Source organism: Pseudomonas sp. CGJS7 (assembly GCF_036961695.1).
The window spans coordinates 18,863-31,607 of sequence record NZ_JBAMDI010000054.1; the positions used below are offsets into that span (position 1 = coordinate 18,863).

The window sequence follows — 12,745 nt, forward strand, 5'->3', positions numbered from 1 at the left end:
CCGACTTCGCACAGGCCTGCTTGGCGATAACCTATCCCGGTCGAGACATGGAGACTGTCTCCACCGGCGGACACAAGGACTCAGGGATGTACGTCCGCCGGATCGGAAAGGAATCCAATCTCAGGAGCTAAATCATGAAATCGTTTGCCCTCATCGCCAAGTCGCTGGTTCTGTCGTTGCTTCTCGCCGGCAGCGCCTACGCCTCCGAGCAGGTCAATATCAACAGCGCCGACGCTGCCACGCTGGATCGCGTGCTGCTTAACGTCGGAGCGTCCAAGGCTGAAGCCATCGTCGCTTACCGCAAGGCCAATGGGGCCTTCCGCAGCGTCGAACAGCTGGCCCTGGTCAAGGGGATCGGACTGAAAACGGTCGAAAAGAACCGTGACCGAATCGTGGTGGGAGGCGCGGCCCAGGGCCGGCCGACCAACACCGCAGGTGCCATAGCGGCACCGCGCGCCGCCAGCAAGCGCTGAAACAACCTGCCGGCACCGTACGGATGCGGAGTCGGTAGTTAATCGGGCAAGGAGGCCCGGAGGATTCGGGGGGAGGTCCCTGGACACGGAAGTACGTCGCCCCGCCGCGGAAGGATCCGCGGCGGGGCACATCCTTTTCCGCGTATCGGTTCTGGTAACGCCTCGGGCGTCGGCCGGTTGACACGTCTTGCGGCCGGGACCGGATCGGATTTCGGCGACGCGGGCGTCCTGCGCGGCGTTCGGCTTGGGCCGATGGCGCGCAGCCACTAGACTCAGCGCTCCTCGTTCCAGCGTCCTAGTCCCATGTCCGACCGTCTGTCCTGGTGCATCCCCGCCAACGAGTACCGCCGCGAACGCTGGCGCAATCAGTTCGGCTGGACCCGCGAAATCGTCCGCATGAGCCGCGGCGCCGACGGCCTGGACCGGGCGGCGCAGGGCGATGACTGGGATTGGCGCCTGTCGATCGCCGAAATCGAAAGCGACGCGCCGTTCTCGGCGTTTCCCGGCATCGACCGCGAGTTGGTGTTGCTCAGCGGCAACGGCCTGCGCCTGCGTTTCGACGACGGCGAGGTGCGCGAGCTGTTGCCGCCGCACGACAAACTGCGCTTCGCCGGCGAACGCGAAGTGCGCGGCGAACTGCTCGACGGCCCGACCCACGATTTCAACCTGATGTGGCGTCGCGACCGCGTCCGCGCCGAACTCTTTCATCGTCCGCTGGTCGGCCCGATGGTGATCTTCGCCGAGCCGCATCAGAGCTGGGCCGTGCATCTGCTGGCCGGGCAAGCGCGTTTCGCCGACGATTCGGGGCTGGCGCCGTTGCAAGCCGGCGATACCGCGATTTTGGTTGCGGGCGATGAGCGTTTGCGCAATGTGCTGGAAGGTGGCGGTGAAGTGCTGCTGGTGCGCGTGGCTCGGGTTTGAGCGGTCTGCGGCCCCTTAGACCACCAGGACGTCATTCCCGCGAATGCGGGAATTCAGAGCCTTCAGCGACATCTCACCAGCCCGTCATTCCCGCGAAAGCGGGAATCCAGCGACTTCAAACGTTCTCGCACGAAAGGCACTGGATTCCCGCCTTCGCGGGAATGACGGCTAGGTAGGTGTGCGGTTTCTTGCGGCATACGCTCAAGCCAGGAGCGAAAGCGCGAGCGTTAAGTCTTCGGCGCGACTTCTTCAGAACGTCATTCCCGCGAAGGCGGGAATCCAGAAACTTCAGCGTCATCTTTCCAGGTCGTCATTCCCGCGAACGCGGGAATCCAGCGACTTCAAACGTTCTCGCACGAAAGGCACTGGATGTTCGGCTCCGCCGAAGTAGAGCGGAGCCCGCGTTCGCGGGAATGACGATAGGTGGGGGCGCGGTTGTCGAATTTCGCGTGCGGGATGCAGCATGCGGAATCCCGAATCCCGAATCCCGAATCCCGAATCCCGAACCCCGAACCCCGAACCTCGAACCTCGAACCTCGAACCTCGAACCTCGAACCTCGAACCTCGAACCTCGAACCTCGAATCAGTACACATCCCGCCGATAACGCCCATCGGCCGCCATCGCTTCCAATGCCTCGACACCGAGCGCATCCCGCAGCACCGAGTCCACCGCCGGCGCCATCCCTTCCAGGCTGCCGCAGACATAGACCGCCGCGCCGGCATCCACCCATTCGCGAATCTGCTCGATGCGTTCGACCAACCGATCCTGCACATACACGCGCCGCTCGCCATCGCGCGAGAACGCATAGTCGGCGCGTTCAAGCCAAGCTTGAGCCAGCCAGGCGTCGAGCTCCTCGCGATAGTGCAGATCGCAAGCCGCACTGCGTTCGCCGAACAACAGCCAATTGCGACGATGCCCCGCGGCGATGCGGGTCTTGAGCAGCGCGCGCAATCCCGCAAGGCCGGTGCCGTTGCCGATCAAGATCACCGGCCGGGCATCGTCGGGCGCGTGGAAGGACGCGTTGCTGCGAATACGCAGGTCGATCGTCGCGCCCTGCGCCGCATGCTCGGTCAACCAGCCGCTGCCGATGCCCAGGCTGCCGTCGTCGCGACGCATCTGCCGGACCAACAGACGCAACACGCCTTCTTCGGCGATCGAAGCGATCGAGTATTCGCGATGCGGCAGCGGCGCCAGCGCGTCGGCAATGGCTTGCGCGCTGATGCCGCGCATCGGCGCCGGGTCGGGCAGGCGCGAACGCGCCAACAGTTCGCCCAGCGTCGTACTCGCATCGTCCGCGCGCACGGGCGCGGCGCCGTCGCTGGCGCTCGCGCTCAGCCAGCGGGCGACGTCGTCGCCGCCGTTGCGCGGTCCGATTTCGGCGATGTCGCCGGCGTCCCAGCGCAGCGGCGCGTCGTCGGCTGGGACCAGGTCGATATGGAACGCGGCGGCGCCGGCGCTGCCGGGGTTGGACAGCCGCCGATCGCGCAAGCGCCAGGGCGCGTAGGACGGCGCGCTCCAATCGGGCAGGTCGGTGCGTCCGGCCAGCAGGCCCAGATGGTGCTGCCAATGCCGCAACGCGCCGGCTTCGCCGTTGTCGACTTCGACCAGATCGAACAAGGGCTGCGCGCCGGCATGGCGCAGCCAATGATCCAGGCGATGACCGAACGCGCAGTACTCCTGGTACTCGCGATCGCCCAACGCCAGCACGCCGTAACCCAGACCCGGCAAGCTCGCCGCTTCGCCCATGATCTTGCGCACGAAACCGGCCGCGCTGTCGGGCGCGTCGCCTTCGCCGGTGGTGCTGACCACGAACAGCACGCGCGAATAACGAGAGAGTTTCGCCGTGTCGAGGGTGCCGAGCACGGCCAGATCGGCGCGCAGTCCCGCGTCACGCAGCGCGTCGCAACTGCGGCGCGCGATCTGCTCGGCGAAACCAGTCTGGCTGGCGAAGGCGACCAACCAATCGCCGCGTTGTTCGTCGGCGATTTCCGGCAAGGCTTGCTTGCGCGCGGTGCGCGCGCGCGACACCGCCACGTTGATTACGAAGCCCACATAAGCGGCCGCCAGCGCCGCGGCCGCCCACAGCCGTCCGCGCCCGGGCGAGGTCCAGCGCAGCGGTTCGGCCTGCCATTGGCTCAGGCCGATCGCGAGCGCGGCCAGGGCGAGCAGAATCAGTGCGTGGCCGATCGTCGACAGATCGAGCCAACGCGGTTTGGAAGCGGTCATCGAACTCATGCGTAAGAATTCAGACGCGACGTTGCCGGGCGACGAAGCCCGGCGTCGCGCGCGCGACCAGGGCCTCGCCTTCGCGCAGCACGAACAACGCGGCGATGTCGCGACGGTTAGCGTAAGCCATGCCGGCGTGCGCGCCGAGCACAGTCAGCGCGGTGGCGAGCGCGTCGGCGTGCATGCACTGCGGATGCAGCACGGTCACCGAGGCGACCGCGTTGTCGATCGGCGCGCCGCTGCGCGGGTCGAGGGTGTGCGAGTAGCGCCGGTCGGCGTCGAAGTAACGGCGGTAATCGCCCGAGGTCGCGATCGACAAACCATCGAGCGCGATCACCGCCGCGGCTTCGTCTTCGCCGCCGCCGGGTTGTTCCACCGCCACCCGCCAAGCCGTGCCGTCGGGCTTGCGGCCGTGCGCGCGCAACTCGCCGCCGACTTCGACCAGACAATCGGCGATGCCTTGCGCGAGCAGCCAATCGGCGACGCAGTCGACGCCGTAGCCCTTGGCGATGGAAGACAAGTCGAGGTAAGCGCCGCCGGGCTGCAGCAAGCGGCGTTGCGCCGGCTCGAAGCGCAAGCGGCGCCAGTCCACGCACGTGCGCGCCTGCGCCAGCGAGGCGGCTTCGGGCGCTTGCGCGTGAGCGCCCGCGGGGCCGAAGCCCCACAGATCGGTCAGCGTCCCGACGCTCGGATCGTAGGCGCCGTCGGTATCGGCCGCGAGCGCGAGCGCCGAGGCCAACACCTGCGCGAACTCGGCCGGCAGCGTGTGCAGGCTGCCGGCTTCGGCGCGGTTGTAGCGGCTGATGTCGGACGCCGCTTCCCAGGTGCTCATCTGCGCGACGACGCGATCCAGGCAGGCCTGAATGCCGCGCTCCAACTCGGACAACGCCGCGGAAGACGCGACCAGTTTGACCGACCAGGCCGTGCCCATCGTCGCGCCGCGCAGCGTGTGCAACGCCGGCGCCGCGACGGCGAGGCCGCGCGGAGGCGCCGCGGCCGGCGCGCTGAGCGCGCCCGACCACGACCACATCGTTTGCGGCTTGGCCTGAGTCATCGCGACCGGCTTACTGCGGCAGCACTTCGAACACGGCCACGTAGCTCAAGCGGCGCTGCTTGGCGTCGGGCAGGGTGGTCTTGTTGTCTTCGCTGGTGGTTTCCAGCCAGTACATGCCGGCCTGCGGCCACTTCACTTCGAACTTGCCGTCGGCGCCGGTGGTGAGGTTGATTTCGTCCTGCTGATTGCGGTAACGGGTCGCGCCCGGGACGATTTCGATCTTCAGCCCCGACGCCGGCTTGCCGTCGATCAACAACTGGAAGCTCGCCGCTTCGCCGGCGAACAAATCGTTGGGGTGGGTCACCGGCACCAGCTCGATACCCTTGCCGCTGGTCTTGAACACGGTCGTGGTCGGCTTGCCGACGGTGGCGAAAGTTTCCACCCGGCCCAGGCTTTCCGAAGCGCTGACTTCGGTCGCGCCGGCCGGAATACCGCTCTTGAACTCGCTGGCCTTGCCGCGCCAACGCTTGGCTTCGCCGCCGAGCTTGTAGCTGGCGAACATGCCTTCGTTGTTCATCGCGATCTTGTAGGTGCCTTCCTGCTGCAGTTGCAGATCGAACACGCTGCGCAGCTTGCCGGTGGCGCCGTTCTGCGCCTGCACGCTGCTGCCGTCGGGCGCGGTGACCTGCAAGCGCTCCAGCGCCAGCGGCACGTGGTTGAAATAGAACAGGTCGTTGGAGACGGCGGCATCGACCGTCATCCACGAGCCCTTCTCGGAAAACACGGTCTGCGACGGCTGCAACCAGGCTTTGTGCGCCTGCGCGGGGCCGGCGAGCGCGAGCGTGGCGGCGGCGGTGACAGCGAGCAGTTTCAGGTTCATGGCGTTGGCTCCGGAAATCAGAAATAAGGAAGAGGGATCAGTCAAAGCAAAGGCGCGGGTGGGTCGAGTGCAGGAACCAAGCGGAACCGTTTCTACAGTTCTCGGTTCCCCAACCCCCATCCCCGCTGTATCAGGGCTTCACCACCAACCCGACCTTGCCCAACTCGGTCTTGCCCTGCGCCGACAGGCGCTGCGCCTTGGCCGGCCACTCGAACGGGATCGTCAGCATTTCGCGGCCGCCGACTTCGCGCGCGGCTTCCACCACCAGGGTGTAGCTGCCCGGCGCCAGCCCGGCCAGTTGCTTGCTGTTGCCCTTGAAATTCAGCGCGTGCGAGCCGACCGGACGGGTCGCGCCGCTGACGCCGTCGACCGGCATGCTCAGGGTGCGGCCGCTGCGCCGCCACCACTGGCGCATGTCCTTGAGCCACTTGGTGCCTTCGCCGTTCTTCATGTCCACGTCGTACCAGACGCTGAGGTTGCTGGCGACGGTGTTGTCGGCTTTCTCGATCCACGCGGCCACGTAGGGGCGGTGGTACTCGGCCGCGTTGATCCGCGGGATCTCGATGTTGAGTTCCAGATCGGCCGCGAACGCCGGCAGCGGCAACGCCAGCGCGGGAATCAGAATCTTGAACGAAGACAGCTTCATGGATCGCTCCTGCAGTGCTTTAAAGACGAATGTTCAATGCATGAAAACAATGACGATCAGCAGCGGTATCGCCAGACCCGCCGCGACCAGCGGCCAGGTCTTGCCGCGTTGGCGCGCATGCAACTGCAGCAGCCACAGGCCGGTGAAGGCGAACAGCAGGCAGGCGACGGCGAACACATCGATGAACCAGCGCCACGCCGCGCCGGTGTTGCGGCCCTTGTGCAGATCGTTGAGCCAGGCGATCCAGCCGCGGTCGGTGCGTTCGTATTCGATCGCGCCGGTTTCGCGGTCGATGCTGATCCACGCATCGCCGCCGGGACGCGGCAGCGAGACGTAGACCTCGCCGTCGGACCACTCGCCCTTGCGCCCGGCGGTGCGCACGTCCAACGCATCTGCGAGCCAGTCGTTGACATTGCCGGGCAGCGGCGCGTCGGCGGGCTGCTCGCGCTTGAGGCCGCGCAGCAAGCTCGCCGGCAGGGTTTCCTTGAGGTTGACCACGCGCGGCTCGGATTCGATCTGGGCGGCGTGGTTCAAGGTGATGCCGGTGACCGAGAACAGCAGCAGCGCGACCAGGCTCAGCGCGGCGCTGATCCAATGCCAGCGGTGCAGCGTTTTCAGCCAGTAGGCGCGGGCATTGGGATCGGCGGCGCGCGCCGCGGCTTTCGCGGCGGCGGGTTTGGCGTTGGCGGCGTCGGCCGCGCTCACGTCTGGCTCCAGCGCCGCAACAGGTTGTGATAGACGCCGGTCAACTGCACCAGCGCCGGATGCTCGGGCACGTCGGCGCTGAGGCGGCGGATCGACACGTCGAGTTCGAACATCAACCGGCGCTGCGCGTCTTCGGCCAGCAGGCTCTGAATCCAGAAGAACGAAGCGATGCGCTCGCCGCGGGTGACCGGGGTGACCTTGTGCAGGCTGGTGCCCGGATACAGCACCAGATCGCCGGCGGCGAGTTTCACCGCGTGGCTGCCGTAGGTGTCTTCGATCACCAGTTCGCCGCCGTCGTATTCCTCCGGCGCGCTGAGGAACAAGGTCGCCGACAGATCGGTGCGGACCGCGTCCATGCCGCCGCGGCTGCGGTCGTAGCGGATCGCGTTGTCGACGTGGAAGCCGAACGATTGGCCGCCGGCGTAGCGGTTGAACAACGGCGGATACACCCGTTGCGGCAACGCGGCGGAAAAGAAGGTGGGGTTCTTCGACAAGGCGTCGAGAATCAACGGGCCCAGCTCGCGCGCGACCGGATCGGTTTCCGGCAATTGCGCGTTGTCCTTGGCCTTGGCCGACTGGTGGCCGGCGGTGATGCGTCCATCGGCCCACCCGGCCTGATCCAGGCGCGCCCGGCAATGGGCGACCTGTTCGGCGGTGAGAACCTTGGGAACGTGCAGCAGCATGGTTTTCCTCGATGCGGCCGCCCGGGGGAGAGACCCGGGCGGCGCGCGCGGACGGTGGAAGTCCGATTAGAACGTGAAGCCGGCGTGGCGTGCCACTGGCCGCGCCGGGTCGCCACCGCTCAACGAAGCGATCAGAACGAGAAGTTCGCGCTCAGCACCACTTGGCGGCCGTCGCCCGGCGTCGCCCAACCGTTGTTGCGGATGCGGGTGAAATACTCTTCGTCGGTGAGGTTGTTGACGTTGAGCTGGAGCTGGGCGGAACGGTTGAACTTGTAGGCGACCATCGCGCGGTGGGTCCAGTAGCTGCCGTAAGTGGTCAGCGGGCCGTTGACGTTGGTGGCGCTGTGCTGGGTCAGCCAGATCTTGCCCTGGTAGGTCGCGCCGTAGCCGATCTGCCACTTCGGGCTGAGGTCGTAGGTGGTCCACAGGCTGAAGGAGTGCTCCGGCACCTGGGTCAGGCGGTCGCCCTTGGTGTAGTCCAGGCCCAGGCCGGCCTGACGGTCGGACACGCCCTGCAGCACTTCGCTGTCGAGGAAGGCGTAGTTGGCGTAGACCGCCCACTGGTCGGTGATCAGGCCCGACAGGCCCAGCATCACGCCGTCCACGCGCGCCTGGCCGTCGAGCTGCTGCAGGCCGGACAGATTGTTCGGGTTGTCCAGGTCGGCGACCTTGTAGTTCTTGCGATCGTTGCGGAACACCGAGCCGGTCAGGGCGAGGCGGCCGTCGAGGAAGTCCCACTTGGTGCCGATTTCGTAGTTGACCGCGGTTTCCGGATCGACCGAGCAGGTCTGCGCGGTGCACGAGCCGTTGACCGAAGCCTTCGACGGGGTCTTGGAGTTGCCGTAGGCGATGTAGATGCTGCCGTTCTCGACCGGCTTGAACACCAGGCCGGCGCGGTAGGAGAACAGGTCGTCGCTGTTCTTGAACGGCACGCCGTAACCGGTGACGGTGCCGATCGGCTGCGGCGGCAACGCGCCGCCGACGGTGGTCGGGGCCTGGGTCACCACGGCGTTGTTGGTCTTGCCTTCGTTGCGCTCGTAGCGCGCGCCCAGGCTCAACTGCCACTGCTCGTTGAACTTCAGGGTGTCGAACACGTACAGCGCGCGGTTGTCGAGCTCGCCTTCGGTGCGGCCGGTCAGGGTGCGGTTGATCGGGCCGGTGTAGATGTGGTCCGGACGCGCGATGTTCATCTGCGGCAGGCCGTTGATGTACGGGTTGGTGCCGTTGGGATTGCGGAAATCGCTGGTGACGTCGAGGTCGAAGGTTTCGTGCAGGATCGAGAAACCGGCGACCAGGGTGTGCTCGACCGGACCGGTGCTGAAGTTGGTGGTCAGGTCGGTCTGGTTGTAGAGGGTGGTGTTGCGGGTGTCGCGGCCGTAACCGCGCGGGCCGCTGGGGTTGTAGTAGCCGCGGCGGGTGGCGCCGGTGCCGCAGGCGGCGCCGGTCGGGGTCAAGCCGCTGTCCAGGCACCAGGTGCCCTGGACCGCGTCGACCAGCGAGAACTGATCGGCCTGCTGCCAACGGGTCAGGTTGCGCACCTTGAAGCGCTCGTTGAAGGCGTGATCGATGATCGAGGTCACCGAGTCGACCTGGACCTCTTGCTTGTCGATGTTGCTGTAGCCGTAGTAGTTGCCGCGGTCGACGCCGGGCAGCACGTCGCCGTTGAAGAACGGCAGGCCGTATTGCGGGGTGTTGTCGTCTTCCTGGTGCAGGTAGTTCAAGGTCCAGGTGGTGTCGCTGCCCAGGCCGAAGCCGAGCGAGGCGGCCACGCCCCAGCGCTGGTTGCTTTCGACGTCGCGGCCCGGAACGTCGTTCTGGTGCGCCATCGCGTTCAAGCGCAGGCCGGTGCTTTCGCCGATCACGAAGTTGCTGTCGGTGGTCATGCGCGCGTAGCCGTCGGTGCCGCCGGCGATGCTCGCCTTGTGGAACTCGTTGAGGCCGGCGTACTTGCTGACCAGGTTGACGGTGCCGCCGACCGAGCCCGCGCCGGAGTAGACCGAGTTGGCGCCGTTGACCACTTCCACCGCTTCCAGGTTGAACGGATCGGTGCGGCTGTACAGACCGCTGTCGCGCACGCCGTCGACGGTGATGTCGCTGCTGGCGTCGAAGCCGCGCAGGTTGATCTTGTCGCCGAAACCGCCGCCGCCTTCGCCGGCGCCGAAGGTGATGCCGGGCAGGGTGCTGAGGATGTCGGTCAGCGACAGCAGGTTCTGGCCGTCGATGGTGTTGCGGTCGATCACGCTGATCGTCTGCGGGGTGTCGCGCAGGTTCGCGGTGTACTTGCCGCTGCTGGCCTTCTGGATGCGCTGGCCGTGGACTTCGACGCCTTCCACGTCCTTGGCCTGGGGAGCGGGCGCCGGAGCGGCGAAGGTGGGCAGGCTGATGGCAAGAGCGAGCGCGCCGGCAAGCGGCGACACGACGAGCTTCGTGGTCGACATGGGAATCTCTGGGGGCAGGAAAAAAGGGGGGGGGCGAAACAGCGGGCGGCAGCAAGCCGCGTCAGGCCGCGATCTTAATGAGATGAATTCTCATTTGCAACGAAAAATGAACATGAACGGCGTGCTGTAACCGTTTTCGTAACAAAAATGTGGTTAAAGCGGCGGCCGAATGGGCATTGGATCGCGGTTTGAGCGCGGGCGCGGTTAGGCCTCAAGGCTGGGTTGAAGCCTTGGATCGACGTATGTCGTTTGGGTGGTTTCGGGCGCCGCGATGCTGCGGTTGCCCGCGTGGATCGAGAGCGAAATCAAAATGGGTTCCGGCTTTCGCCGGAATGACGGAGGGGGCGAGTTTGCACGGGAACGACGCGGGAGAGGCCGCGTGGTTTTGCCGGCGGTTTTACTCGCGGTCGTCGCGGGTCCAGACCCCGCCGTCTTCGACCTTGACCGGGAATTTCGGCACCGGCTCGTACGCGGGCGCGCACAGCGGGCGGCCGTCGCGGACGTCGAAGCGCGCGCCGTGCAGCACGCACTCGATGCTGGCTTGTTCGCCGTCGAACGCGCCGGAGGACAGTTCGAAGTCCTCGTGCGAGCAGCGGTCTTCCAGGGCGTAGTAATCGCCGTCGTAGTTGCAGACGAAGATCGCGGTGTCGCCGTCCCAGGCGACGGTGGATTCGCCGGGGAGCAGTTGCGAGGTGGCGCAGACGAAAACCCAATCGCCCATGGCGTGCTTTCCTGAAGCTGGCGGTGCGAGGGCTTAGTTTAAGGCCGCGGCCGGCCCGAGACGAGACGCGGCCGCGGAGGCGCTCAGAGGGCTTTTTCCAGCACTTCGAAGCGCAGATCGTCGCGCTTGGGCAGGCCGAAACGCTCATCGCCGTAGGGGAAGGGCTTGAGCTTGCCGGTGCGGACATAGCCGCGGCGCTCGTAGAACGCGATCAGCTCGTTGCGGACGTCGATCACGGTCATGCGCATGGCCGGCAGGTGCCATTCGTCGCGGACGATGCGCTCGGCTTCGTCGATCACCCGCTTGCCGATGCCGCCGCCCTGCAGATTGGGCTGGACCGAGAACATGCCGAAGTAGCCGGCGCCTTCTTCTTCGGCGATGTGGGCGCAGGCGAGCATCTGCGGGGCGCCGTCGGCAGCGGCGGTTTCGGCGATCAGGATCACGCTGCGTTCGCGGTTCACGCAGTCGTGGATGTCGTCGGCGCCGGTGCGGCGGCCGTCGAGCAAATCGGCTTCGGTGGTCCAGCCGGCGCGGCTGGCGTCGCCGCGGTAGGCCGATTCGACCAGCGCGATCAGCGCGTCGGTGTCGGCGAGGGTGGCGTGGCGGAAAACCAGGGGCGTGGCGGCGATGACGGATGACATGGCGTGGCCGTTGAGTGGGAGGGGGCGACCGTGGATACGGCCGGGGCGAGTTCGGTTGCGGCGCGGGTGCGCAAGCGGCCCGGTTCAGGCCAGCAGCTTGCGCACCTTGTGCAGCGCGGCGACGAAGGCGTCGATTTCTTCGAAGGTGTTGTAGTAAGCCAGCGAGGCGCGGCAAGTCGCCGGCACGCCGAAATGCTGCATCAGCGGGTGGGCGCAGTGGTGGCCGGAGCGGATCGCCACGCCTTCCAGGTCGAGCAGGGTGGCCAGATCGTGGGCGTGGGCGCCGTCGATCAGGAAACTGACCACCGCGGCCTTGTCCTCGGACTGGCCGAAGATGCGCAGCCCCGGAACTTCGCTCAAGGCCTGGTTGAAACGGGTCAGCAGCGCTTGTTCGCGCGCGTCGATCTGGGCCATGCCCAGGTTCGACAAATAATCCACCGCCGCGCCGAGCCCGGCGAAACCGGCGATGTTGGGGGTGCCGGCTTCGAACCGGCGCGGGCCGTCGGCGAACACGGTGCCTTCGAACCGCACTTCCTTGATCATCTCGCCGCCGCCGACGAACGGCGGCATCGCGTCGAGGTGCTCGCGCCGCGCCCACAGCGCGCCGGTGCCGGTCGGGCCGCTCATCTTGTGGCCGGTGATCGCGTAGAAATCGCAGCCGATGGCGGCGATGTCCAGCGGCCGGTGCGGCGCGGCCTGCGAGCCGTCGATCAGGGTGGCGATGCCGCGCTTGCGCGCTTCGCGGCAGATTTCGCGCACCGGGTTGACCGTACCGAGCACGTTGGAGACGTGGGTCAGCGCGAGCAGCTTCACTTCGGGGGTGAGCAGCGAATACAGGTGATCCAGGTTCAGGCGGCCGAGTTCGTCGATCTCGGCGACCTTGATCGTCGCGCCGGTGCGCTGGGCGACCAACTGCCACGGCACGATGTTGGCGTGATGCTCCATGCGCGTGAGCACGATCGCGTCGCCGGCCTTCAGCCGCGGCAACGCCCAGGAGTACGCGACCAGGTTGATGGCGAAGGTGGTGCCGCTGCACAACACCAACTCATCCACGCGCACATTGAGAAAACGCGCCAGCTTGGCCCGCGCGCCCTCGTACGTCTCGGTGGCCTCGCTGCCCAGCGTGTGCACGGCGCGGCTGACGTTGGCGTTGTGGTTGCGATAGAAATCGTCGACCGCCTCGATCACCGCGTTGGGCTTCTGCCCGGTGTTGGCCGAGTCGAAATAGATCAGCGGCTTGCCGTGGACCTGGCGGGTCAGCACCGGGAAGTCGGCGCGCACGGCGGCCCAGTCGATGGCGGCGGGAGAGGGGGCAGCGATGGTCATCGTGGTCCCGGGAAGCGAGAAGTGAGTGGAGAGGAGTGAGGAGTGAGGAGTGAGCGGAGGCGAAGAGCTTTTTCTCACTCCTCACTCCTC

The 12,745-nt window shown here is 66.7% G+C and carries 12 protein-coding genes; 2 read left to right on the plus strand and 10 right to left on the minus strand.

Features of this window, described 5'->3' with window-relative positions:
* Nucleotides 1-134 precede the first annotated feature (134 nt).
* Together V7787_RS27770 and V7787_RS27775 are read left to right on the plus strand one after the other, a co-directional pair.
* Nucleotides 135-473: a ComEA family DNA-binding protein gene (locus V7787_RS27770; protein WP_336090566.1), complete on the plus strand. Its 339-nt coding sequence runs from the start codon at nucleotides 135-137 to the stop codon at nucleotides 471-473.
* A gap of 303 nt (nucleotides 474-776) precedes the next feature.
* The gene (locus V7787_RS27775; RefSeq protein ID WP_336090567.1) at nucleotides 777-1,394 is read left to right on the plus strand and encodes a HutD/Ves family protein; all 618 of its coding nucleotides are present in this window, start codon (nucleotides 777-779) and stop codon (nucleotides 1,392-1,394) included.
* A gap of 583 nt (nucleotides 1,395-1,977) precedes the next feature.
* On the opposite strand, the gene V7787_RS27780 is transcribed toward V7787_RS27775, so the two are convergent.
* The 10 genes from V7787_RS27780 to V7787_RS27825 all read right to left on the minus strand — a co-directional run bounded on the left by V7787_RS27780 (nucleotide 1,978) and on the right by V7787_RS27825 (nucleotide 12,655).
* The gene (locus V7787_RS27780) at nucleotides 1,978-3,621 is read right to left on the minus strand and encodes a sulfite reductase subunit alpha (RefSeq protein ID WP_336090568.1); all 1,644 of its coding nucleotides are present in this window, start codon (nucleotides 3,619-3,621) and stop codon (nucleotides 1,978-1,980) included.
* Between the two features lie 19 nt (nucleotides 3,622-3,640).
* Nucleotides 3,641-4,675 carry an FAD:protein FMN transferase gene (locus V7787_RS27785; RefSeq protein ID WP_336090570.1) on the minus strand — a complete coding sequence of 345 codons (1,035 nt, stop codon included), beginning with the start codon at nucleotides 4,673-4,675 and terminating at the stop codon, nucleotides 3,641-3,643.
* 10 nt (nucleotides 4,676-4,685) lie between these two features.
* Nucleotides 4,686-5,495 (minus strand): DUF4198 domain-containing protein, encoded by an 810-nt coding sequence (locus V7787_RS27790; protein ID WP_336090572.1) that lies wholly within the window; start codon nucleotides 5,493-5,495, stop codon nucleotides 4,686-4,688.
* A gap of 130 nt (nucleotides 5,496-5,625) precedes the next feature.
* Nucleotides 5,626-6,141 (minus strand): DUF2271 domain-containing protein, encoded by a 516-nt coding sequence (locus V7787_RS27795; protein ID WP_336090573.1) that lies wholly within the window; start codon nucleotides 6,139-6,141, stop codon nucleotides 5,626-5,628.
* A gap of 33 nt (nucleotides 6,142-6,174) precedes the next feature.
* Nucleotides 6,175-6,759: a PepSY-associated TM helix domain-containing protein gene (locus V7787_RS27800; RefSeq protein WP_336090632.1), complete on the minus strand. Its 585-nt coding sequence runs from the start codon at nucleotides 6,757-6,759 to the stop codon at nucleotides 6,175-6,177.
* Between the two features lie 83 nt (nucleotides 6,760-6,842).
* A complete protein-coding gene (locus V7787_RS27805) occupies nucleotides 6,843-7,529 on the minus strand; it encodes a Fe2+-dependent dioxygenase (RefSeq protein WP_336090575.1) in 687 nt (228 codons plus the stop codon).
* Between the two features lie 131 nt (nucleotides 7,530-7,660).
* Complete coding sequence (locus V7787_RS27810; RefSeq protein ID WP_336090576.1) at nucleotides 7,661-9,967, minus strand: TonB-dependent receptor; 2,307 nt, start codon at nucleotides 9,965-9,967, stop codon at nucleotides 7,661-7,663.
* Nucleotides 9,968-10,364: 397 nt separating this feature from the next.
* Nucleotides 10,365-10,688 (minus strand): Rieske (2Fe-2S) protein, encoded by a 324-nt coding sequence (locus tag V7787_RS27815; RefSeq protein ID WP_336090578.1) that lies wholly within the window; start codon nucleotides 10,686-10,688, stop codon nucleotides 10,365-10,367.
* Between the two features lie 83 nt (nucleotides 10,689-10,771).
* The gene (locus tag V7787_RS27820) at nucleotides 10,772-11,329 is read right to left on the minus strand and encodes a GNAT family N-acetyltransferase (RefSeq protein WP_336090580.1); all 558 of its coding nucleotides are present in this window, start codon (nucleotides 11,327-11,329) and stop codon (nucleotides 10,772-10,774) included.
* Between the two features lie 84 nt (nucleotides 11,330-11,413).
* Entirely contained in the window at nucleotides 11,414-12,655 is a 1,242-nt protein-coding gene (locus tag V7787_RS27825; RefSeq protein ID WP_336090582.1) for a cysteine desulfurase, read from the minus strand.
* Between the last annotated feature and the right edge of the window lie 90 nt (nucleotides 12,656-12,745).